Origin of the sequence: Limnobacter thiooxidans (assembly GCF_036323495.1) — a bacterium.
GTDB lineage: Bacteria > Pseudomonadota > Gammaproteobacteria > Burkholderiales > Burkholderiaceae_B > Limnobacter > Limnobacter thiooxidans.
Genome location: NZ_AP028947.1, coordinates 3,381,766 through 3,403,495, shown reverse-complemented (window position 1 = coordinate 3,403,495; position 21,730 = coordinate 3,381,766). Strand labels below are relative to the sequence as shown.

17 protein-coding genes are annotated in these 21,730 nt (G+C 54.9%); 10 read left to right on the top strand and 7 right to left on the bottom strand.

All coding sequences use genetic code 11. From position 1 onward, the window contains the following. Positions 1 to 3: 3 nt before the first annotated feature. From RGQ30_RS15530 to RGQ30_RS15520, 3 genes are read right to left on the bottom strand one after another with little or no spacing between them, the layout of a single operon-like run. Complete coding sequence (locus RGQ30_RS15530; protein WP_130557357.1) at positions 4 to 1,140, bottom strand: Gfo/Idh/MocA family protein; 1,137 nt, start codon at positions 1,138 to 1,140, stop codon at positions 4 to 6. Positions 1,141 to 1,153: 13 nt separating this feature from the next. After that, positions 1,154 to 2,299 (bottom strand): ATP-grasp domain-containing protein, encoded by a 1,146-nt coding sequence (locus RGQ30_RS15525; protein ID WP_338284560.1) that lies wholly within the window; start codon positions 2,297 to 2,299, stop codon positions 1,154 to 1,156. Continuing rightward, entirely contained in the window at positions 2,292 to 3,410 is a 1,119-nt protein-coding gene (locus tag RGQ30_RS15520; protein WP_130557359.1) for a DegT/DnrJ/EryC1/StrS family aminotransferase, read from the bottom strand. The genes RGQ30_RS15525 and RGQ30_RS15520 overlap by 8 nt, the downstream gene beginning before the upstream one ends. A 208-nt stretch (positions 3,411 to 3,618) precedes the next feature. Between RGQ30_RS15520 and RGQ30_RS15515 the strand changes: the two genes are divergently transcribed. Both RGQ30_RS15515 and RGQ30_RS15510 read left to right on the top strand, forming a co-directional pair. Next, the gene (locus RGQ30_RS15515) at positions 3,619 to 4,476 is read left to right on the top strand and encodes an undecaprenyl-diphosphate phosphatase (RefSeq protein ID WP_130557360.1); all 858 of its coding nucleotides are present in this window, start codon (positions 3,619 to 3,621) and stop codon (positions 4,474 to 4,476) included. A gap of 21 nt (positions 4,477 to 4,497) precedes the next feature. After that, the gene (locus RGQ30_RS15510) at positions 4,498 to 5,874 is read left to right on the top strand and encodes an FAD-binding domain-containing protein (protein WP_338284559.1); all 1,377 of its coding nucleotides are present in this window, start codon (positions 4,498 to 4,500) and stop codon (positions 5,872 to 5,874) included. On the opposite strand, the gene RGQ30_RS15505 is transcribed toward RGQ30_RS15510, so the two are convergent. Continuing rightward, positions 5,871 to 6,530: a TetR/AcrR family transcriptional regulator gene (locus RGQ30_RS15505; RefSeq protein ID WP_130557362.1), complete on the bottom strand. Its 660-nt coding sequence runs from the start codon at positions 6,528 to 6,530 to the stop codon at positions 5,871 to 5,873. The two genes, RGQ30_RS15510 and RGQ30_RS15505, sit on opposite strands and share 4 nt — an antisense overlap. 100 nt (positions 6,531 to 6,630) lie before the next feature. Here RGQ30_RS15505 and RGQ30_RS15500 point away from each other — a divergent pair, with 100 nt between their 5' ends. Genes RGQ30_RS15500 through RGQ30_RS15490 form a run of 3 tightly spaced genes read left to right on the top strand, consistent with a single transcriptional unit; the run spans position 6,631 to position 10,042 of the window. Next, positions 6,631 to 8,100, top strand: coding sequence for a hypothetical protein (locus tag RGQ30_RS15500; RefSeq protein ID WP_130557363.1), 1,470 nt, complete (start codon positions 6,631 to 6,633; stop codon positions 8,098 to 8,100). A gap of 24 nt (positions 8,101 to 8,124) precedes the next feature. Beyond that, positions 8,125 to 9,462 (top strand): DUF1329 domain-containing protein, encoded by a 1,338-nt coding sequence (locus tag RGQ30_RS15495; protein ID WP_130557364.1) that lies wholly within the window; start codon positions 8,125 to 8,127, stop codon positions 9,460 to 9,462. Positions 9,463 to 9,517: 55 nt separating this feature from the next. Next, positions 9,518 to 10,042, top strand: coding sequence for a YaeQ family protein (locus tag RGQ30_RS15490; protein WP_130557365.1), 525 nt, complete (start codon positions 9,518 to 9,520; stop codon positions 10,040 to 10,042). Here the strand turns inward: RGQ30_RS15490 and RGQ30_RS15485 are convergent, their stop codons facing one another. Next, positions 10,043 to 11,380 carry a dicarboxylate/amino acid:cation symporter gene (locus RGQ30_RS15485; RefSeq protein WP_130557366.1) on the bottom strand — a complete coding sequence of 446 codons (1,338 nt, stop codon included), beginning with the start codon at positions 11,378 to 11,380 and terminating at the stop codon, positions 10,043 to 10,045. A 73-nt stretch (positions 11,381 to 11,453) separates the two neighbouring features. On the opposite strand from RGQ30_RS15485, the gene RGQ30_RS15480 reads away from it, so the two are divergent. From RGQ30_RS15480 to RGQ30_RS15470, 3 genes are all read left to right on the top strand, one after another. Further along, complete coding sequence (locus tag RGQ30_RS15480) at positions 11,454 to 12,065, top strand: flavin reductase family protein (protein WP_130557367.1); 612 nt, start codon at positions 11,454 to 11,456, stop codon at positions 12,063 to 12,065. 133 nt (positions 12,066 to 12,198) lie between these two features. Beyond that, positions 12,199 to 12,747 (top strand): DUF3455 domain-containing protein, encoded by a 549-nt coding sequence (locus RGQ30_RS15475; RefSeq protein WP_130557368.1) that lies wholly within the window; start codon positions 12,199 to 12,201, stop codon positions 12,745 to 12,747. 51 nt (positions 12,748 to 12,798) lie between these two features. After that, complete coding sequence (locus RGQ30_RS15470; protein ID WP_130557369.1) at positions 12,799 to 13,473, top strand: hypothetical protein; 675 nt, start codon at positions 12,799 to 12,801, stop codon at positions 13,471 to 13,473. Positions 13,474 to 13,484: 11 nt separating this feature from the next. Here the strand turns inward: RGQ30_RS15470 and RGQ30_RS15465 are convergent, their stop codons facing one another. Both RGQ30_RS15465 and RGQ30_RS15460 read right to left on the bottom strand, forming a co-directional pair. Further along, positions 13,485 to 14,513 (bottom strand): acyltransferase family protein, encoded by a 1,029-nt coding sequence (locus tag RGQ30_RS15465; protein ID WP_130557370.1) that lies wholly within the window; start codon positions 14,511 to 14,513, stop codon positions 13,485 to 13,487. Between the two features lie 3 nt (positions 14,514 to 14,516). After that, entirely contained in the window at positions 14,517 to 16,448 is a 1,932-nt protein-coding gene (locus RGQ30_RS15460) for an esterase/lipase family protein (RefSeq protein ID WP_130557371.1), read from the bottom strand. An 852-nt stretch (positions 16,449 to 17,300) separates the two neighbouring features. On the opposite strand from RGQ30_RS15460, the gene metH reads away from it, so the two are divergent. Further along, a complete protein-coding gene (gene metH, locus RGQ30_RS15455) occupies positions 17,301 to 21,098 on the top strand; it encodes a methionine synthase (protein ID WP_338284557.1) in 3,798 nt (1,265 codons plus the stop codon). Between the two features lie 68 nt (positions 21,099 to 21,166). Further along, positions 21,167 to 21,688 (top strand): GNAT family N-acetyltransferase, encoded by a 522-nt coding sequence (locus RGQ30_RS15450; protein ID WP_338284556.1) that lies wholly within the window; start codon positions 21,167 to 21,169, stop codon positions 21,686 to 21,688. The last annotated feature ends 42 nt before the right edge of the window (positions 21,689 to 21,730 follow it).

The following is a 21,730-nucleotide window of genomic DNA, read 5'->3' as shown; positions in this document are numbered from 1 at the left end:
CATTCAACCCAGTTCAACTGTCTGCCCGCTGGCAGACGCTTGTGCAATGGCCTGGCTCAGGGCCAAACCTTCGGCAGCCACCCCCATCGACAGCGTGTAGGCATTCAGTTTTTCATCCCGCATGGCCTGTGCAATGTCGGCGTAGTAATTGGCAAAGGCCTCGATAAAACCGGAAGGGTGGCCTGCCTTGAAACGGTTGTAGCGGGGAAGGGCTGTGATGGTACTTTCTGTGGCAATCCGGTCCAATATCATCCGGTTGCCTGCATCGTCTGCCGCGTCAATCAGTTCCGGGTTTTCTTGGTGCCATTGAAGGCTGCCCTTTGTCCCAAACACGCGAATACGCAAACCATTGCGGTAACCCAGCACGGCCTTGCCGTACCACGCGTTCACAATCAGGTTGTCGCTGTAGCGAATCACGGCATCCACTTCATCAATCAGCCCGGGAGCCACATTGGTGATTGCGCGCGACCAAGCATTTACGGCCTGCGGCGTGTTGCCACACACAAAATTCACCAGGCTGTGAAGGTGCACGAACAGGTCGAGCGACACGCAACTGATATCGCCGTCTTCAAGTCGCCAGGCCTGAATGGCGTGCGTCTTGTTCTGGTTTTTCAATCGCATGTAGGAATCTTGCGGCATTTCCACCATCACCTTGAACACGGTGCCGATGGATCCACTTTCCACGCGGCGTTTCATTTCCCGCACGGCCGGGTAGCCGGTGTAATTGAAAATTGAAAACACCTGGGCGTTGTCAGCCGGTACCCGTTTCAACAAGGCGTTGCATTCATTGACGGTGGCCAGCAGTGGCTTGTCCGAAATCACGCGCAAATTGTGGTCAAGTGCCAGGTGTATGTACTGCGCATGCGACTGAATCGGCGTGGCGATCACGATCGCATCCACTTCATGGGCCACGGCCTCAATCAGTTTTTCGGCGCTGGGGTACAAACGGTTTTTCGGCACGTTGTACTGGCGACCTGACTCGGCATTGAATTCCGCGTTGCGGCTGAAGCAGCCCGCCACCAATTCAAATTCATTGTCCATTTTCATGGCAATTTCATGCACACGGCCCACGGCTGAATTCACGCCGCCACCAATCATGGCCACCTTGATGGGCTTGTGCAAAGGTTTCAATGCGTTCATGGCTGGGTTGTCCTTAACCGTTGAAGGTGTAAAGCTGCCGGTTCACGGCATGCCGTGCCAGTGTTTGCAGTTCGGCTGCGCTTGCACAGCGGGCAAACAACAAGGCAATTCGCCCGGCGGGGCTGGGTGCCACCAAGTCGCCCGTGCTGGCAATGGGTACCCAGCGTTCAAGGTGAAGCGGGTGCTTGAAATGCAGGTGTTGCAGCAAGCCTTCATGGGGAAGGGTAACTGTGTGGCGCAAAATGAATTGCTGTTTTGCCGGTCCAGGTGCAGCATGCCGGCCCAAAAATCCCTTGGTGTAACTTGCCACATAGGGAAAACCTGTTGAAAGTTCAATCAACTGGCTGTACAGGTCGCCGGGGCAACGGCGGGTCACTTCAACCAGCCAGAATTTTTCGCCTTTCAACAGGAACTGTGTGTGAATCAAACCATCGCACAGGCGAAGGCTTTGGGCCATGTGTTCAATTTCACGGCGAATTCGGCGGTGAATGTCTTCAGGAAAATCCAGCGCAATGTGGCTGGTGTCCACCACGAAAGGGTTGGCCGAGCCATGCTCAATCACGACAAAGTCCTGCAGCACCCGGCCATTCACCACGAAGGCGGAATGGCTGTACAACTGGCCATCTACAAACTCTTCCATGAGGCAGTCGCCGCTTTTGGATTCAGCACGGGCGGTCTCCAGTGCTTGTTTCAGTTGCGCTTCATTACCCGCCTGAACAACCGTGATGCCCCGGCCGCTGTAGGCGTCCACTGGTTTCACAATCACGTGGCAGTTGGGCGTTTCATCGGCGTTGAACACGCGGGGCACCGAAAGCCCTTCGCCTTGCGCAAAGCTTCTGAATTTCTGTTTGTGGTTGATTGTTTCAGTGGCGTACAGGCTGTCAATGCCGGGAAAGTGCAAGCGATCGGCCACTTCTGCACAGGAATAATACGACCTGTCGTTACAGCCCGGCACCAGGTATTCGATACCCAGCCGCGTGCACAGGTCGGCCAGTGCTGCCGGGTTGGAATAGTCCAGTTGCTGATAACCCGGCGTGGCCTTGGCCAGAAAGTCGCGCGGGTTGCCACCGGCAAACACCACGGTGTGGCCCGCGTTGCGCAGGAAATTCAGGATAGGCCCTGATGAAAAGTTGGTGTCAACCAACAACACCTTAGCCACGGCTGGCCTCGTCAATAATCACGCAGATTTTGGCCACGTCTTCCAGCGCCAGATCAGGGAAGATCGGCAGGCAAAGTACCTTCTCGGCTGCCTGGTGGGCATTGGGAAGCTTTCTGGGGTTGGCTGAAGGCAGGCCACGGTACATCGGCATGCTGCTGATCAGCGGGAAAAAATAGCGCCGGCCGTGAATGCCGTGTTCCTGCAATCGGGCGTAAAGGGCATCGCGTGAAATCGGGTAGTGGCCGTTCACAAAAACCGGGAAGTACGCACCGTTCCATTCCACGTCATCGGGCACAGCCAGCTGTTCAATTCCACGCACATCGGCCAGCAGCTCACGGTACAGGGCCTGAATGCGGAGGCGCTTTTCAATGGCCTCGTCCACGTATTTCAATTGCAGCAGGCCCATGGCGGCGTTCAGTTCGCTCATCTTGCCGTTGATACCCGGTGCCATCACCGTCACTTCATCGGCAAAACCAAAGTTCTTCAGGTAATCGATACGCTGCTTGGTTTTCTCGTCCTGGCAAATAATCGCGCCGCCTTCGAAGGTGTTGAACACCTTGGTGGCGTGCAGGCTGAGCACCGACAAGTCGCCCGCATTCAAAATGCTCTCGCCTTTTTGTTTTACGCCAAAGGCGTGTGCCGCGTCGTAAATCACTTTCAGACCATACACATCGGCAATGCGCTGAATTTCAACGGTGTTGACAGGCAGGCCATAACAGTGCACAGGCAAAATGGCGCTGGTCTGCGGGGTAATGGCTTCTTCGATTCGGCGGGGATCCAGGTTCAATGTCACCGGGTCCACATCCACAAACACGGGTTGCAGGTCATTCCACAGCAGGGAATGGCTAGTGCACACGAAGGAATAGGGGGTGGTAATCACCTCGCCCTGAATGCGAAGCGCCTTCAGCGCGGTCATCAAGGCAATGGTGCCATTGCAGAACAGGGCAATGTGGGGCACACCGAGGTACTCACACAGCGCTTTTTCAAGCTGTTGGTGGTAAGGTCCGTTGTTCGTGAGGGTTTTGCTGTTCCAGATTTCCTGCAGGTACGGGATGAACTCCGCAAGCGGCGGCAGCGCAGGCTGCGTCACATAAATTTTCCGATTGTCCATACCCAAGCCTTTCTATTCGATTTTGTTCATTATGTCTGCAAGCACTTGTAATCATTTGTTAAATATCAGGCCTGTTTCCCCTTCAGAAAATCGTTTTCCCCCGTTCAGGCTTGCTATAGTGGCGCATTGAAAATAGCCCAACAACGGCGTGCTCCGTTGTGTTGAAGGCTTTTTCTTTCCATGTTTGACCAGTTACCAGGAATTCACCATGTTTGTTACAAGCAACGGCGTAGGCTGGCTTGAAGCTGTGATTTTGGGTTTGATCCAGGGGCTTACCGAGTTTCTGCCCATTTCATCCAGTGCGCACTTGCGCATCATCGGCCCCATGTTGCCTTCCGGGCTTGACCCCGGCTCGGCCTTCACGGCCATCACGCAGTTGGGTACCGAGTTGGCGGTGTTGGTCTACTTTAGGCAAGATATTGCCAGGATCTTCCTGGCTTGGTGTGCGTCATTCAAGCGCAACACACCGTCCAGTCCGGATGCCCGCTCAGATGCTCGACTGGGCTGGCTGGTTATTGTGGGCACACTGCCAATTGCGGTGCTGGGCCTGCTGTTTCAAGACCTGATTGAAACCTACCTGCGCAACCTCTACCTAACCGCCATCATGCTGATCGTGTTTGGCTTGATCCTGGGGTTGGCAGACAAGGTGGGCAAACGCCAAACCGAGCTGCGCGACATGACCTGGCGCGACGGCATTGTGTTCGGCTTTGCTCAGGCCCTGGCCCTGATACCCGGCGTCAGCCGTTCAGGCGGTACCATCACCGCCGGTTTGCTGATGGGCTACACCCGTGAAGCGGCGGCCCGATATTCTTTCCTGCTGGCTGTGCCCGCCGTGTTTGCGTCTGGCTTTTACCAGCTGTACAAAAGCTGGGGTGTGGCAGGCCCTGTCAGCCCAGCCAACACGGCGCTGGCCACGTTCATCGCCTTCTTCGTGGGTTATGCGGTCATTGTGTGGTTTCTGAAAATTGTCAGCACACGCGGTTATGGCCTGTTTGTGGCCTATCGGGTCGTGCTGGGTTTTGTGGTGCTGGGCTTGTTGGCCGCCGGGGTTTTGCAGCCCCTGTAAAGTAGTAAAAGGATGTTTGGCATGCAGGTGTTGTGGTTCAAACGGGATTTGCGCTTAAGCGACCACCTGCCGCTTTTCGAGGCCATGCGCAACGCCAAACACCATGGTTTGGTGTTGCCCCTGTACATCCACGAACCTAGTCACCTTGCAGACCCCCACACGGCACGCCAGCACCAGGCCTTTGTGCATGAATGCCTGGACGATTTGCAGCAGCAGTTCCGCGCAGTGGGCGGTTACCTGCATGAGGAGTTGGGCGAGGTAGTGGACGTGTTGGCTGACCTGCACGCGCAGTACAAATTCACCCACCTGTGGGCGCACCAGGAAACCACCCAGCTTGTGCAATTTCAACGAGACAAGGCGGTAGCGGCTTGGTGCCGCAGCGTGGGTGTTGCTTTCATCGAGTTGCCGCAGAACAATGTGCAGCGGGGTGCATCGTTTTTCAGAGCACTTGAAGAAAAGCCGAGTTTTCAAACCTACCTGGACCGCGCGGCCCAAGAACCCATCAAGAACCCGGCTGGGCGGGATTTGTCTGCTTTTTTTGCCCCGCGACCACCTCAGGACTTGAACCGCAGCAACGTGCCCCTGGCCGCAGGCGCCGACAAACCCTTGCGCATGAAAGGCGGCCGCACCCAAGCGCGGGCGGTGGCAGCAAAGTTCTTTACTCCAGCAAAACTGAAGGCTTACCCATTTTCAATTTCAAGCCCCCTGAAGGCGTGGAATGGTTGTTCTCGCCTGTCGCCTTACCTGGCCTATGGCGTGGTCAGCGACCGCGAAGTGCTGCAAAAGCTCAATGTCTTGGTGAACACCGTGCACGGGCAGGGCGATCCACATGCGATAGCCAAGGTGGAAGATGCAGCCCGCTTTTATGTCGATCGGCTCATCTGGCGGCAAGGCTACTTTCAACAGTTCGAGAGCCACACCGGGCTTGAAACCGATGCCTTCTACCAGGGTGAGCCTTTTGAAATCAACGCCGCCCACTTGCAGGCCTGGCAGCAAGGAAAAACCGGCTATCCCTACATCGACGCCTTACAGCGTTGTCTGTTTCAAACCGGTTGGCTGAACATGCGGGCAAGGGCCACGTTGGTGTCGTTTGCCTGCGTGCAACTCGGTTTACCCTGGCAACCGGTGGCCTTGTACCTGGCTCAGCAGTTTCTGGACTTCGAGCCCGCCATTCACTACGGGCAAGTTCGTATTGCTTCCGGCACCAGCCATTTTTCACAAATGCTGGTTTACGATCCACTGAAACAACAGGCTGAACAAGACCCCAAGGGCGAATTCGTGCGGCGTTGGTTGCCTGAACATGGCACCAACCAATACCCGGCACCTCTCATCGACAACGCAGAATCCCTTAAGCAGGGCAAGGCCCGTTTGCACGCCATGCGGCAAAACCGGGTTTAATTTCCTCTCAACCCCGCACTCACATAGTCATGAAAAAGCCTGCGCATCTCTTTCGGGCCATCGGCCTGGCTGACCAGTGGCAGCAGGCCTTCATCGTGCATCACCATTGAAAAGTCGGCCAGGCCGTGAATGGCCGTGTTTACCGCCAGGTGAATCTTGAAACGCAACTGGGCTTCGGAATAACGGGGCAGCAGGGTCTGCAAGGCAGGGGAGAATACTTCCATGTAGGGGTTGAAAAAGCGGGTCAGAAATCGTTGACCCTGCTCGCCGGTTTGCCAGGTCAGGCGGGATAAAAACTGAATGCAGGTGGCGCCAGTTTGTCCGCTGGCGAATAACTTTAAAAACGGGTCAAAGATCAGTTCGCTCAATCGAACCCACTCTTTGTGCTCGGGCTTGCCAAGGGCAAATTCAGCATGCGCTTGTTTGCAATACACATCCAGCCGGCTGGTCGCAAATTCCACCACCTCTTCGACCAGGCGTGCTTTGGTCTTGAAGTGGTAGTGCACCACAGACCTGTTGCCTTGGCCTGACAACTGGCGAATCTGGCTCAAGGAAACCCCTTCAATGCCATGCTTCGCAAACTCGTTCAAGGCAATCCGCAAAAGCTTTTCCCGAGTATCAACGGTGTCAGTGGTCAAGACGGCTGGTTTGTTCATGTGCTTGTTTTTGTGAGTAATATTCCACTTGCCTTGCTTAATACCTTGGTATTAATCTAGGTTGATTAACAAGAATATAACTAAAAATCGGGAGACATGCGTGAAACTTTCACAGGTAGTCATGGCCGGGGTGGCTTTCGCGTTTCTGGCGTCCTGCTCGTCGGAAGACACTTCCAGTACAGCGTCCGCCACACCCTCTAACGCAACCAATGTGCTCAGCAGCGAATCTCTGGCGCAAGCCATGGGGGCTTCTGTGTCCAGCATGCCCTTGGGGCTGGGTTGTGGTTGGCTGGCTGCTTCTGACCCCGACAAGGCCAACATCGCCTTTCCCGACAGCGAAGCCAAGTACTGGGTGGCCGCAGCGCCCGTGTCGCCACAAACCCGTTTGCGAATTGATGGCCGATACCCCGACGCGCGTTACTTTTCCTACAACGCCTACGATGTGGCGCTGCGCCCCACCGACGCACTGGCCGATGTGGAATTAAGCCCCAACAGCGGATCTGTGAATTCATTTCAAAACGAAAATGCTGCACCCGGTGGGAAATACACCGCCTACCTGGAATACGGTCCATCGCGTGTCCAGAACGCCACTCAAAATCCCACCTCGGCCCCCAACTCTCCCCGCAAGCCCAACACCTTCTACACCGGCAACGTCAACCTTGGCCCCTTGGACGTTCCGAATGCACTGGCGCTGTTCATGTACCGGGTCTATGTGTCCGAAGCGGGCGAATTCATGGACGGCGGCGTGGGTCTGCCCACGCTTACACTTGAAACCGCCGACGGCAGTCGCGAGCTGGGCACCCTGCCCAACTGTGCTGAACCTGTCTTGCCCAACCTGGGCGGTGCTTTGCCCCCCTTGGGTATCAACGACCTGTTGCTGGGGCTTGATTACCCCAACCAGTTGGCCTTGCCTTTTCCCACGGCAAGCTACCCGCCCACCACAGGCAAATTCTTCAGCTTGGGCGACACCGTGTTTCGCATTCTCGGTAATGCAACCGGGCAAGACACCAGCGCCTTGGGCGGGCGCGTCGATTCCGGCTCGGGTGGTTTTTTAAGCAACATTCACAACGCCTACACCACCACAGCCTTTGATCGAAAAGGCGGCAGCATTGCGCTGCTTCGTGCCAAAGCGCCGACCTACCGTGGGCAGGCAGGTGTGCCATTCGGCACGGAACAACTTCGATACTGGTCCCTGTGCGGCAATGAGTTTGTCACCCAGCGTTACACCGATTGCGCAGCCGATTATCAGGTGCCGCTCGATCAAAACGGCTTTTTCACGGTTGTGATTTCCGACCCGGCCGACCGGCCTGCCAACGCCACCGCGGCCAACGGCTTTCTGTGGCTGCCTTGGGGCCCATATCCCGATCAGGTGCTGTTGTACCGCCACATGTTGCACAACCCAACATTCACACAAGCCATACAGAATGTTGAAAAAGGTGCAAACTTGGACACGGTAATGGGCCCCTTTGCACCGCAGGCCACGTATTGTAGTCCCGAGGTATTTGGCCAAAGCAACCGCAGCAGCGAAGTTTTTGCGCTGTGCCTTCAAGAACAGAACACCCAACAATAAACACTCAACACGAGGAGACATGACATGGCAGTTCTCAAGTTAAAGTCCGGTTTGCTGGCAGCGGCCATTGTTCTGGCCACAGGCGTGGTGCAGGCCAATGACCTGTCCGAACTGGGCAAAAGCCTGACCCCGGTCGGGGCCGAGAAAAAAGGCAATGCCGCAGGTACCATTCCCGACTGGACCGGTGGATTGAACAGTATCCCCAAAGGCTTCAACCCAGAAACCGGTTACGTGGACCCCTTCGCTGGCGAGAAGCCCCTCTTCACCATTTCCTCGGCCAACATGGCCCAGTACCAGGCCAATTTGACGGCGGGTCAAATTGAAATGATGAAGCGTTACCCCACCTACAAAATGAATGTGTACAAAACCCACCGCACCGCCGCGTATCGTCAGGCGGTGTACGACGCGGCCAAGGCCGAAGCGCCGAATGTGAAGCTGGTGGACGGTGGAAGCGGCGTGCAGGGCATCAAGAAATCGAACATTCCATTCCCTGTGCCCAAAAGCGGTGTGGAAGTGATCTGGAACCACAACTTCCGTGACCTGGGTGGCTCGGTGGTTCGTTACTCCGCTGACTTCCCTGTTCAATCCGATGGTTCATTCACAGTGGGCAAGCGAATTGAAACCGTGGCGTTGGCTTCCTACATGGACAGCCCTGAAGAAAACCGCATTCTCTACTTCATGAACCAGATCACGGCACCCGCCAACGCAGCAGGCGATGTGGCCCTGGTGCACGAGCCCATCAACCAGGTTGCCGAACCTCGTTTGGCCTGGCAGTACAACCCGGGTCAGCGCCGTGTCATTCGTGCACCTGAACTGGCTTACGACTCCCCGGGTATCGGTTCCGACGGCCTGCGAACCAACGACGACTTGAACGGCTTCAACGGTTCACCCGACCGGTACGAGTGGAAGTTGATCGGCAAAAAAGAAATGTACGTGCCTTACAACAACTACAAGATTGCCGATCGCACCTTGAAGTACAACCAGATCGTTCAGAAAAGTCACGTCAACCCCGACTTCGTGCGCTATGAGTTGCACCGCGTCTGGGTGGTTGAAGCGACACTGAAGCCGGGCAAGCGTCACATTTATGCCAAGCGTGTGTTCTACGTTGATGAAGATTCCTGGGCGGTTTTGCATGCCGATCAATACGACAGCCGCAACACCCTGTGGCGTGTTCGTGAAGTGTATGGTGTGCAGGCTTACCATGTACCCACCTTTGCCGGTACCGGCGAAGTGCTGTACGACTTGCAGTCGCGCCGCTACCTGGTGGGTGGTTTGACCAACGAAGAAAAGTTTGCCGAGTTTGGCAAGAAGTACACACCGGCTGACTTTTCCACTGCAGCCTTGCGCCGCATGGGTCGTTAATTGATGTCGTAATCAGCGATAATCGCGGTTTGATCGTTTCAAACCGCGAGCTGCCATGGCCCTTCGAGCCACCGTTTACAAAGTTCAACTGGACGTGTCCGACCTGGACCGCAACCACTTCGCGCAGTATCCGCTGACGCTCGCTTTGCACCCCTCTGAAACCGAAGAACGCATGATGGTTCGCCTGTTGGCGTTTGCCATGCACGCCGGTCAAGACGTGCAGTTTGGCAAAGGCTTGTCAGCTGAAGAAGAGGCCGCTGTGTGGGAAGTCGACCCCACTGGCGAAATCAAGGTCTGGGTTGATGTGGGTCAGCCTGATGAAAGCCGCATCAGGAAGGCCTGCGGCCGGTCAGGCCGCGTGGTGATTTACTGCTACACCCGCTCGGCCGAAGTGTGGTGGAGGCAGAACCAGGACTGGCTCAACAAACTCGACAAGGTCCAGGTGCTGCAACTCAGTGTCGAAGACGGTGCCACGCTGGCCAAACTGGCCCAGCGCAACATGGCGCTTTCCTGCACCATTCAGGAAGGCACGGTGTACCTTGGTGAGTCTGCTATACAGCCCATCATTCTCAAGCCCTGATCAATTGCCTTTGTAGGCAGTGGCCATGGCTTTCGAAAAATCCCGACCAGGCTCGCTGTTCACATGAATGCCGCCCTTGTCACTGGATTCAAGGGCTTGGTCGTTGTACACCGCCTCGTCCAGCTTGCCTTCGCTTTTGGCCACTATCAGTGAAACCACCGCATCGCCGCTCACATTCACTGCCGTGCGCAGCATGTCCAGCAAACGGTCCACACCCAGAATCAAACCAATGCCTTCCAGCGGCAGACCCACCTGGGCAAACACCATGGACAGCATGATCAGGCCCGCGCCCGGAACACCAGCCGTGCCGATTGATGCCAATACCGACATCATGATCACTGTCAAATAGCCTGTCATACCCAGTTCAACACCATACAGGTTGGCAATGAACACCGTCGCCACGCCCTGCATGATGGCCGTGCCATCCATGTTGATGGTGGCGCCGAAAGGCACTGTGAACGACGCCACGGAATTGTTCACACCCATGCGTTCGGTCACCGTGCGCAGTGTCACCGGGATGGTGGCGTTGGAACTCGATGTACTGAAAGCAAACACCTGCACATTGCGGATTTTTTTCATGAAGGTCACCGGGTTCAGCCCCGAGAAAACCTTGAGAAAAATCAGCAGCGTGACAAACAAATGTAGCAACATCACCCCGCCCGCCACCAGCACAAAGCCGATCAACTGGGCAAACAATTCCACCCCAAGTTCGGCCATGGCCTTGGCCAGCAGGCAGAACACGGCATACGGTGCAAGGGCCATGATGATGCTCACCATTTTCATCATGGCTTCATTCAAGATTTCGATCAGATCAATTACTTTGCGGGCTTTTTTGCCTACCAGCAACAGGCTCACACCCAGCAAAATCGCGAAGAAAATAATCGACAGCATTTCGCCCTGTGCCATCGCATTGATGGGGTTGGTCGGAATAATGTTGATCAATACATCGGATAAAGCAGGGGCTTCCCGCGCTGAAAACTCCGCACTGCTGCGCGCATTCATGCCCTCGCCAATACCCAGACCCACAGCAATCAGAATTGCACTGGCAATGGCCACGGCGGTGGTCAACATGTAAAAGCCGAATGACTTGGTGCCAATTTTGCCCAGCAATTTGATGTCACCAATGCCGCACACCCCGCAGATCAGTGAAAACAGCACCAGTGGAACCACCAGCATGTTCAGCGCATTGATAAACATTTTGCCCACAATGTGGAACAGGCCGCTGGTCACAAATTTCTGAACAAAACTGCCCTCGGCATTCAGCCCCGAAAAATTGATCGCCAAGCCCACCACAATTCCAAGCACCATGCCCAGAATCACTTTCACCGTCAAAGTCATTCAGTCGCTCCACGTATTTATTGAGGCTAAACTATAAGCACCAACCCACCATTGAACAAACTTGGCCTCCGGTATGTACTTCAACACCTCCAAAATCACCCCCCGCGAAAACTACCAGCTGCTCACTGGGGCCGTAGTGCCTCGCCCAATTGCCTGGGTTAGCACCCTCAGTGAACAGGGTGTTGCCAACCTGGCGCCCTATTCATTTTTTACGGTGGCCAGTTGCAGCCCGCCCGTGTTGTGCGTGGTGCAGGTCAACCCACGCGAACGGGCTGCGAAGGACACGCTGAGCAACCTGCAGGCCACCCGCGAATGCGTGGTGAACATTGTCAGCCACGTGCTGGTGGACGCCATGAACACAAGTTGCGGTGATTACCCGCCTGAAGTGGACGAGTTTGAAAAAGCAGGCTTGAAAAAATCACTCAGCAATTCAGTCACAGCACCCGGTGTTGAAGACGCACTGGTGCGTTTTGAATGCAACTTGCGCGAAGTGAAATTGGTGGGCGAAGGCGCCATGGCAGGCAGCATGATGCTGCTGGACGTACTGGGTGTAGAGGTCAATGACGCCGCCTTGCGCGCTGGCTTGATTGCTAACGACTTGCTGGACGCCGTGGGCAAGCTGGCGGGCGATGGCTATTGCATCACCCGCAGCAATTTTGAATTGGCAAGGCCGCAAAACATCTGAGAAATTCCGTAACGTGTCGCCTCGGTTCTGATTCCATCAAACATGCTGCGCAGACTGTGCCTGCTTTATTTTGTAAACGATTCCTTGCCGGGTCACGTTAACTTACATTACCCCGTAAGGAGCAATGTCATTCATGAAACCTGCCTTCAAAGCCACACTGCTTTCTGTTTGCATAGGCACCTTCGCATTTCAGCAGCAGGCATTTGCCCAAACAGACCCCGCACAAAAAAACCTGCCTGCACTTATTCAGGTGGCAGTCGGCAACAAACTTGTGCTGCAAGCCCAGGCTGAGGGAACAATTACTTACGAGTGCCGAAAAGAGAAAGACCCCCTGACCGCCTACAAGTGGACCATGGTCAAGCCGCAGGCCGTATTGAAAGACAGTGAAGGTAAGGAAATTGGAACCTATTCGGGACCACCCGCTCGTTGGTCCTTGAAAGACAACTCATTTGTGACCGGTTCACAAGTGGCCGTGTCGCCCAATGGTGAAAAAAATATTCCGCTTCAATTGGCCAAGGCCGATGTGTCGGGTGGCTTGGGTGAGTTGACAGCAATCACCTACATTCAGCGTGTGAACACGAAGGGTGGTGCCGCGCCGAAAGGCAAGTGTTCTGAAAGCAATGAAGGTGAAAAGGCAGATGTTAATTACAGTGCCCAGTACAGATTCTGGAGGGGAAACTGAGTTTTGGCAAAAAGCTATAAGTTGTAAGAACCTAATTTTTTGTCGGTAGCGATGAAGATCGAATTAAAGTCCCATATTTGCGCATACCTTGATGTACTGGGAGGGGCTGAGATTTTTTCAAATCAAAATCTTTTGGCGGCTGAATTTTTTCTATCGTCAATCCTGGAATTTGAGCGACGCTTGAATGCCATGGGGCCCGATGGTAGCCCAGTGGTTAAAACTTTTACTGACAATGTTTTTGCCGCATTCCCTCTTAATTCAACAAGTAAAAAGTTGAGAGAGCAACAGATCGCTGGTTTTCTTCAAGAAGTGGCCTGTCAAATACAGCATTTCTTCCTAGAATCTGAGCTTTTCTTGAGGGGGGCAGTGATTATTGGAGACATGATGATTCATGAGAAGTTTGTTTTCGGACCGGGTGTGGTGAAAGTTGTATCGGAAGAAAAGTCCGCGATCTTTCCCCGTGTGGTTCTTGATCATTCTGTCCTCGCCGAGCTTTCAGAATCATTCCAAGATGTGTTTGTTTACAGGGCAGCAGACGGGGTGACGTCACTTAACTATTTGGGAGTCCAGTTCTGGATGCTGAAGCCTCACCAAAAAGCAATAGAGAAAGCTTTGCTCAAAAACAAAAATCGAGTGGCGATAGAAGCCAAATACTATTGGCTGCAGCAATATCACGAGGACACTGAAGCACACCTTAGAAGATATGGTCTGTATCCCACAATGTAGGCGTCTGCCAGCTAAGCTCCACCCTGCTCAACCAACCGATACAACACCCACCCTGCCAATATGCTCACTGCCCAGGTCACCACAAAGGCCAGCAAGTTCGACGACATGCCCTGATGATCCAAGGCAATTACCACTGAACTTGCAAACACCGCAATGCCGTAGTGAATCAGGAATACCGAGTATGAAATATCGCCCAGCCAGCGCACTGGGCCGCGAACCAGGTTTGCCAATAACTGCTCCAGGTGATAACTGTTCAACAAAAGCAGGGCGGTCAACCCGGTCAGCAAAAGGCGTTCACGCCAGTCAATCCACAGGGCCAGGCTCAGCAACCCCAAAATCAGGGCACTACCCAAGCCTGCTTTCCCCTCACGCTGCGCCCAGTAGGCGATCACACCCAGCCCATACGAGCCGAAAAAATACCAGGCCCATTCATCGTGCCCTGCATGCAGGTTCCACCACCACAGCGACGACACCGCCATCGCGCCTGCAAGCAGCAACAAGGTATATTCAGGCTGTATCCAGCTGACATTTCCCAGCCGTTGGCTCAACCAGCTCATTAACACCATCACCGCAAACAGTTGAAGGTCGATCGCCACGTACCACACGCCTGCAGACAACGCTTCCACGCCCACCACATCGTGCAGCAGAAACACATGGGCCAGCAATTGCATCAGGTCCGGCAAATCAGACACCTCCTCGTGCACTGCAATTTTGCCGGCCAGCCAGCTCAGCAACACAGCCACAGCAATTGCCACCCAAAACGGTTTGGCCAGGCGCACGTAGCGCTTCTTCAGCAGCTTCCAGGGAGCTACCACCCTGCCTTGTTTCAGCATATTGAATAGCGACTGGCTGGCTAAAAAACCACCGATCACCAAAAAAATCTGAACTACATACCGACCTTCGTCTGCGATGAAACCCAACAGCGCAGGCCACTCAGCCCGCAAAGCAGGCGACATGGGTGTGTACAGCAACAGGTGGTGCATCACAATGACCTGTGATGCCAGGGCTTTTAGCAAATCAATGGTTGAATTGCGCGACATCACTTACTGCAATGAATCCAGGTGTTCACGCAGTATTCGGCGAACTTCCACGATGGCTTCAGGTGTTTCCTGCACGCTGTGCCAGGAATCGACCACCAATTCCGAAGCAGCACCCTTAAGCTTTGCGCTGGCATACGGCACTACGCCATCGCTGCTGTCCTCCAGTGTCAATTTCGGCGTGTCATTGCCCATAATGGAATGAAACTTGACCTTGTTCGAAATCGGCAATTTTGCCGACTCTTGCACAAAGGGATCCTGATCGCTCAGGTTCTTGATGCTGTTGATGGCACCTACCAAGGGCTCGTCTGATGCATTGTCAGAATTCACAAGCAGTTGCCCAATTTCCGTTACCCTGCTCAACACCGTGGCGGGTAGACGGATCAACCCAGACACAAAGCGTGCAAACCGGTTTTCTGCATAAGGGGTGCCACGGTGGGGCGCTGCAATAAAAATGGCACGTGTGGGTTGTGGCATGGCCTTGAATATCACATAGGGCTCGATTTTCTGGCGCAACCGCTGCTCCCTTTGCCGGGAAATACTGTATCGATCCAATACCGATTCCCACAACTGGTCGCCTGAGTCCGACACCATCAAACGCGCCAATACACCACCCATGCTGTGGCCAATCAGTACCATGTCTCTGGAAGCCCTGCGGCTGCCTTGCGGGTCAAAGTTTTTCAGGGTTGCATCCACCGCATCCCGAATTTCCCGGTTGTTGAATGGCAGGGGCAGGTTGGTGGGGTAATACACCTGCCAAATCTGGAAATTCTGCCGCAACTCCTCATCACCCAGTACCTCGTTGGCCACATTCACCCACGCCTCCGGGCTACTGGCCAAACCGTGCAACATCAGAATCACCCGGCGGTTGGGGTCAAAAGGTTGCATCAAATAAATGCGTGGTTTGTCCAGGGTTTCACTTCGCCCGATCAAGGACAACAGGCTTTCCTGTGCGAAGCCCGAACGGGCCAGCCATAGCCCGTACCCAGACGTGAAATTGGCGGCCAGCGGCACCCGAATGCCTCGAACATCCACACTCACATTCTTGTGCGGGTCAAAGCCCTGCAATTCGACCTGGTTTCCGGCCAGCACTGATTCAATGCTGTTGCCGGGAAAGCGTAGCATCACAGTCACTGATGGAAAGGGTGTTTCACTCCAGGGCTTGTTCTCGTCTTCCTGCTTTACCACACTGCTGGCAAACACTGCCACCAGTTCAGCGCCCAGGCCATCACGCCGATACTGGTTACGCAGCCCTTTGAAAGTGAGTGCAGACGCAGCAACCAGCTCATTGGGCAACTGGCCCTTGTGGCTCAGGCTGAGGCCTGCCGTGCTGCCGCTGACTTTCCAGGGGGAGAAGTCCAACAAATAGGTCTTTTCTTGAGAAACCGATTTTTCAAGCTGGTTCCTGTAGCGGTTGAACAAACCCACTACAGCCTGTTGCGTGGAAAAATTGTAATAGTCCCGAACCTGCGCCTGCCGGTCTTCCATGGCGCGTAAATCAGGGGTGCGATCGGTATAAAACAGGTAGGCGTATGCATGGCGAGCGCTTTCAAGGTAGGCCGACAGGGTGGCAGCTTTCAGCGTGTTATTAACCGGCTCAAGTTTTTGCATTTCCTCGTATTGAAGCGCTTCTTGAAGCCAAAGCTCTGACAAAGCCGACAGTCGCTGCTCGTCCCCCAGCCCTGCCGACGCAATCAATGCCTTTCGGCAGGCCAGAATATTGCTGTTGCAGCGTGCCTCGTCAATGCCCACCACCTGCAAGGCCGTACGCGCAGAGGCGCTCAGCTTTCCTGTGGTCAACACATCCCCACGGCGGGTCGACAGGTAATCTTCCGAACTGACAGACCCCACACTGACAATTGCGCAGCCTGAAATCGTCAGTGCCAGCACGCCCACACCGCTGGCCTGAATGAGTGAATGACAAAGCTTACGAAACATGTGCTGCGGCAAAGCGTGATAGAAGGGCCTGATTTTACGCACTTTTTACTACAGATTGCATCTTCATTTGCTTGCGCTGCGCAGGCTTTGGGCGGTGTTCGTTGCTGGTCATCTAGCCTTTCGCTGAGATGCTTCGTTGCGCATGCCTTGGGTCGGTGTTCGTTGCCGCGCATCTCGCCTTGGACAAGGCTTGTTTCCCGTCTTCATTATTCTGGCTTGGGGAATGCGAAACGCAATGGCGTCTTCGCATCGATTGCTTGCGCAATCGCCCCGCGCTGCGAATCAGCCGGGAAGCCTTGCCCCGAATCGGCAAGATGATGCAGCAATCAAACACCTCGCAGGCTGCGAACCTGCGCTGGTTATGGAGCAGGTGGTGGTGAACTCCTCTCAGGCTGCGAACTAACGCCGGTTAGCGGTTGCTTCTCACCAACGGTTGCAAGTCGCATATCATTCCCCAAAAGTCGCAGGCGCTGTCCTTCGAGTTTGCAAAGGCAGCATTGCCCTTGCACCGCCATTCAAGAAAGCCTGCCCTTGTGTTGAGTTCCTCGTCCGTTCGGCTGCAAGCCGAAAGCGCAGCCCGCCCGCTTTTTAGCGGGTGCGCTTAAGTCGGGGAACTCAACAACAAGGGGGATGTCAGGCTTTCTGGCGGAAGAGGGCATGCGCCTGAGCAAACGAAGAAAGGTCACGCGCTTTGCAAACGAAGAAGCAACCTACGCCTGAGCAAACCAAGCAAGGCCATGCGCCCGTACCGCCTGCTACCGGCTTTAGAGCGTGAATTCACCACGCCTGCCGCCAATTCCCTGCTAAAATGCAGCCTGTTTTCAAACCCTTGCATCAAATAGAGGCCCCGCGATGAACACGCGCTCCGCTTCTTCGTCTGCCAACCCCACCACACTGGTGGTCAACGGCCCTGCAGTCGAAGCCCAACTCCGTGAATTACTCCAAAAACGCATCCTGATTCTGGACGGTGCAACCGGCACCATGATTCAGCGCTACAAACTCACGGAAGCCGATTTCCGCGGCGAACGCTTCGCTGATTTCCATCGCGACATCAAGGGCAACAACGAACTGTTGGTGCTGACCCAGCCTGCCATCATGACCGAGATTCATGAGCAGTATCTGGCCGCGGGTGCCGACATTCTGGAAACCAACACCTTCGGTGCCACCACCGTGGCCCAGGCCGACTACGACATGGAACACCTCGTTGACGAGATGAACCGCGAAGCCGCCCGCCTGTGTAAAGAAGCCTGCCTCAAGTATTCCACGCCCGAGAAGCCCCGCTTTGCCGCTGGCGCGCTCGGACCCACGCCCAAAACAGCGTCCATCAGCCCCGATGTGAACGACCCCGGCGCGCGCAACGTCACGTTTGACCAACTGGTTGAAACCTACTACCAGCAAACAAAAGGCTTGGTAGAAGGCGGCGTGGACCTGTTGCTGGTCGAAACCATTTTCGACACCCTGAACGCCAAGGCCGCACTGTTCGCCATCGACCAGTATTTCGAAGACTCCGGCAACAAACTGCCCATCATGATTTCCGGCACGGTCACCGATGCGTCCGGTCGCGTGCTGTCAGGCCAAACTGTTGAGGCCTTCTGGAACTCGGTCCGCCATGCCAAGCCCATCACCATCGGCTTGAACTGCGCCCTCGGTGCCTCGCTCATGCGCCCCTACGTGGCCGAGCTGTCCAAGATTTGCGATGTACCCATCTGCGTCTACCCCAACGCTGGCCTGCCCAACCCGATGAGCGACACCGGCTTTGATGAAACACCCGACATCACATCCAGCCTGGTCAAGGAATTCGCGCAGGCCGGTTTCCTGAACATCGCCGGCGGTTGCTGCGGCACCACGCCCGACCACATCGCCGCCATTGCCAAGGCCTTGGAAGATCAGAAGCCCCGCACTGTACCCACCATCGCACCCAAGTGCCGCCTGTCTGGTCTTGAGCCCCTGAATATTGATGACGACAGCCTGTTCATCAACGTCGGCGAGCGCACCAACGTCACCGGGTCCAAGGCCTTTGCCCGAATGATTTTGAACGAGCAGTACGACGAAGCCCTGAGCGTGGCCCGTCAGCAGGTTGAAAACGGCGCGCAAATCGTGGATGTCAACATGGACGAAGCCATGCTCGACTCCAAAGCAGCCATGGTCAAGTTCCTGAACCTCATGGCCTCGGAACCCGACATTTCCCGCGTGCCCGTCATGATCGACTCCTCGAAATGGGACATCATCGAGGCTGGCCTGAAATGCGTGCAAGGCAAGCCCGTGGTCAACTCCATTTCCATGAAGGAAGGCGTAGACGAATTCAAGCGCCAGGCCCGCCTGTGCAAGCGTTATGGTGCCGCCGTCATCGTCATGGCCTTTGATGAAAAAGGCCAGGCCGACACGCTTGCCCGCAAAACCGAAATCTGCGAACGCGCCTACAACATTCTGGTCAATGAAGTCGGCTTCCCGGCTGAAGACATCATCTTCGACCCCAACGTATTCGCCATTGCAACAGGCATTGAAGAACACGACAACTACGGCAACGACTTCATCGAAGCCACCGGCTGGATCAAGAAAAACCTGCCGCACGCCAAAATTTCCGGTGGCGTGTCCAACGTCTCCTTCAGTTTCCGCGGCAACGAACCCGCCCGCGAAGCCATTCACACCGTGTTCCTGTACCACGCCATCAGAAATGGCATGACCATGGGCATCGTGAACGCCGGCATGATGGGCGTGTACGACGACCTCGAGCCCGAACTCAAAGCCCGCGTTGAAGACATTGTGCTGAACCGCCAGCCCACATTGCCTGCCAACGATCCCGACTTCGGCAAAACCGCTACCGAGCGCATGATCGAATTCGCAGCCACCCTCAAGGCTGGCGGCAAAAAGCTGGAAGAAAACCTGGAGTGGCGCAACCAGCCAGTTGCAAAGCGCCTGGCGCATGCACTGGTCCACGGCATCACCAACTTCATTGTTGAAGACACCGAAGAATGCCGCGCTGAAATTTCAGCACGCGGTGGTCGCCCAATCAATGTGATTGAAGGGCCGCTCATGGACGGCATGAACGTGGTCGGTGACCTGTTCGGTGCCGGCAAAATGTTCCTGCCCCAGGTGGTGAAAAGCGCCCGCGTCATGAAGCAGGCGGTGGCCCACCTCATCCCGTACATCGAAGAAGAGAAAAAGCAGTTGGTGGCCGCTGGTGGCGACGCCAAAGCCAAGGGTAAAATCCTGATTGCCACTGTGAAGGGCGACGTCCACGACATCGGCAAGAACATTGTCACCGTGGTGCTTCAGTGCAACAACTTCGAAGTCGAGAACATGGGTGTCATGGTGCCTTGCGAGCAAATTCTCGCCAAGGCCAAGGAAATCAATGCCGACATCATTGGCTTGTCCGGCCTCATCACGCCCTCGCTTGAAGAAATGGCCTATGTGGCCAGCGAGATGCAACGTGACCCGTATTTCCGCGACCGGGGCATTCCACTGTTGATCGGCGGAGCCACCACCAGCCGTGTACACACTGCCGTGAAAATTGCGCCGCATTATGAAGGCCCAACCGTATATGTGTCAGACGCAAGCCGTTCTGTCGGCGTGGCCTCCAATCTGTTGTCCGATGAGTCCGCAGACACCTTCAAGGCCGACCTGAAAACCGAATACGAACGTGTTCGCGAACAGCATGCCAACAAGAAGGCACAACCGCTGATCTCCATTGAAGCCGCGCGCGCGAACAAGCAGAAAATTGACTGGGCCGCCTACACGCCACCCAAGCCAAAATTCATCGGCAAACGCTACTTCAAGAATTACGACCTGGCCGACATCGCCCAGTACATCGACTGGACTCCGTTCTTCCAGACTTGGGACCTGCACGGCGGTTACCCGCGCGTGCTGGAAGATGAACTGGTGGGCGAAGCAGCACGCAAAGTGTTTGAAGATGGCCAGGCCATGCTGAAAAAGTGTATCGAAGGCCGCTGGTTGCAAGCCAATGCAGCCGTGGCGTTTTACCCTGCCAATACCGTTGGCGACGATCACATTGAAGTGTACGCAGACGAAACGCGAAGCAATGTGCTGTTCACCTACAGCCCGCTGCGTCAGCAAGGCGAAAAGCGCGAAGGCATTGCCAACAAGTCACTGGCCGACTTCATTGCACCGAAAGGGCTGGGCGACGACTACATCGGTTTGTTCGCCGTCACTGCCGGTTTGGGCGTCGAGAAAAAGGAAAAGGAGTTTCAGGCCGCGCTTGACGACTACAGTTCCATCATGTTCAAAGCACTTGCCGACCGCATGGCTGAAGCCTTTGCTGAATGCCTGCACCAGCGGGTTCGCAAAGACCTCTGGGGCTATGTGGCCGATGAAACCCTCAGCAATGAAGATCTCATCGCCGAGAAATACCAAGGCATTCGCCCGGCACCCGGCTACCCAGCCTGTCCGGAACACACCATCAAGCGCAACATGTTCGAAGCCATGAACTGCGATGAAATTGGCATGTCACTTACCGAAAGCCTGGCCATGAACCCGGCTGCCAGTGTCAGTGGTTTCTACTTTGCCAATCCCCAGAGCGATTACTTCAATGTGGGAACCATCGGCCAGGATCAGTTTCAGGCTTTGCTGACTCATTCTGCCAGGGACGAAGTTGATTTACGGCGGGCTCTGGCAACGGTTCTAGTGGGGTAAGCCAACCTGCACATTAAATTGAACCATCAAGCATGAAGCGGGCACTCACCCTCAGGAGGATCCATTTCATGCTTGAAATTCAAACCATTCACGACCGTGATCATATGTTGGCTACCCTGGCACAAGCTGCCGCGTGGGTTGAGAGTGAGGAAGAGTTTAAATTCTGGAGTGGGCTTGATTACCAGTTTGGCGAGCCCATAGAACGCTTCCATCCAGGCCAGCCTCTGGAGGTTTACCTGGCTTGGGTGGATGGGCGTGCAGTCGGCTATGCCGAGCTGCATGGAACCAGATTCGAAAAACTGCTTGCCAGAGTCTTGTGTCATCCCGAGTACAGAGGGCACAGTGTTGGTCGCCTTTTGACTGAACATGCTTGTTCCCGTGCTTTTGTCGAAGGCGCCATCCTTAAACTGTTTTGCTACACCGAGAACACACACGCTCATCGCCTGTATCTCAACCTTGGTTTCTCTGAGGATGAAATCCAGTATCCGGAATTGCTTACGCGTATGTCAAAGCTCAATCCGATAATTGGTCCTCGAAATTTTCATGAGAATTCATGGGAAAAATCCAATGCCCACTATGAACTAAAGTGATTTATTGGTCACATAAGTAACACCAGTAGTTTTAGAAAAATT

What these genes read in the sequence shown, in the direction of transcription:
- RGQ30_RS15460 (WP_130557371.1), bottom strand. Translation starts at nt 16,448, where the DNA reads ATGTTTCGTAAGCTTTGTCATTCACTCATTCAGGCCAGCGGTGTGGGC.
- RGQ30_RS15510 (WP_338284559.1), top strand. Translation starts at nt 4,498, where the DNA reads ATGCAGGTGTTGTGGTTCAAACGGGATTTGCGCTTAAGCGACCACCTG.
- RGQ30_RS15470 (WP_130557369.1), top strand. Translation starts at nt 12,799, where the DNA reads ATGAAGATCGAATTAAAGTCCCATATTTGCGCATACCTTGATGTACTG.
- RGQ30_RS15530 (WP_130557357.1), bottom strand. Translation starts at nt 1,140, where the DNA reads ATGAACGCATTGAAACCTTTGCACAAGCCCATCAAGGTGGCCATGATT.
- RGQ30_RS15515 (WP_130557360.1), top strand. Translation starts at nt 3,619, where the DNA reads ATGTTTGTTACAAGCAACGGCGTAGGCTGGCTTGAAGCTGTGATTTTG.
- RGQ30_RS15465 (WP_130557370.1), bottom strand. Translation starts at nt 14,513, where the DNA reads ATGTCGCGCAATTCAACCATTGATTTGCTAAAAGCCCTGGCATCACAG.
- RGQ30_RS15520 (WP_130557359.1), bottom strand. Translation starts at nt 3,410, where the DNA reads ATGGACAATCGGAAAATTTATGTGACGCAGCCTGCGCTGCCGCCGCTT.
- RGQ30_RS15505 (WP_130557362.1), bottom strand. Translation starts at nt 6,530, where the DNA reads ATGAACAAACCAGCCGTCTTGACCACTGACACCGTTGATACTCGGGAA.
- RGQ30_RS15480 (WP_130557367.1), top strand. Translation starts at nt 11,454, where the DNA reads ATGTACTTCAACACCTCCAAAATCACCCCCCGCGAAAACTACCAGCTG.
- RGQ30_RS15485 (WP_130557366.1), bottom strand. Translation starts at nt 11,380, where the DNA reads ATGACTTTGACGGTGAAAGTGATTCTGGGCATGGTGCTTGGAATTGTG.
- RGQ30_RS15450 (WP_338284556.1), top strand. Translation starts at nt 21,167, where the DNA reads ATGCTTGAAATTCAAACCATTCACGACCGTGATCATATGTTGGCTACC.
- RGQ30_RS15495 (WP_130557364.1), top strand. Translation starts at nt 8,125, where the DNA reads ATGGCAGTTCTCAAGTTAAAGTCCGGTTTGCTGGCAGCGGCCATTGTT.
- metH (WP_338284557.1), top strand. Translation starts at nt 17,301, where the DNA reads ATGAACACGCGCTCCGCTTCTTCGTCTGCCAACCCCACCACACTGGTG.
- RGQ30_RS15490 (WP_130557365.1), top strand. Translation starts at nt 9,518, where the DNA reads ATGGCCCTTCGAGCCACCGTTTACAAAGTTCAACTGGACGTGTCCGAC.
- RGQ30_RS15475 (WP_130557368.1), top strand. Translation starts at nt 12,199, where the DNA reads ATGAAACCTGCCTTCAAAGCCACACTGCTTTCTGTTTGCATAGGCACC.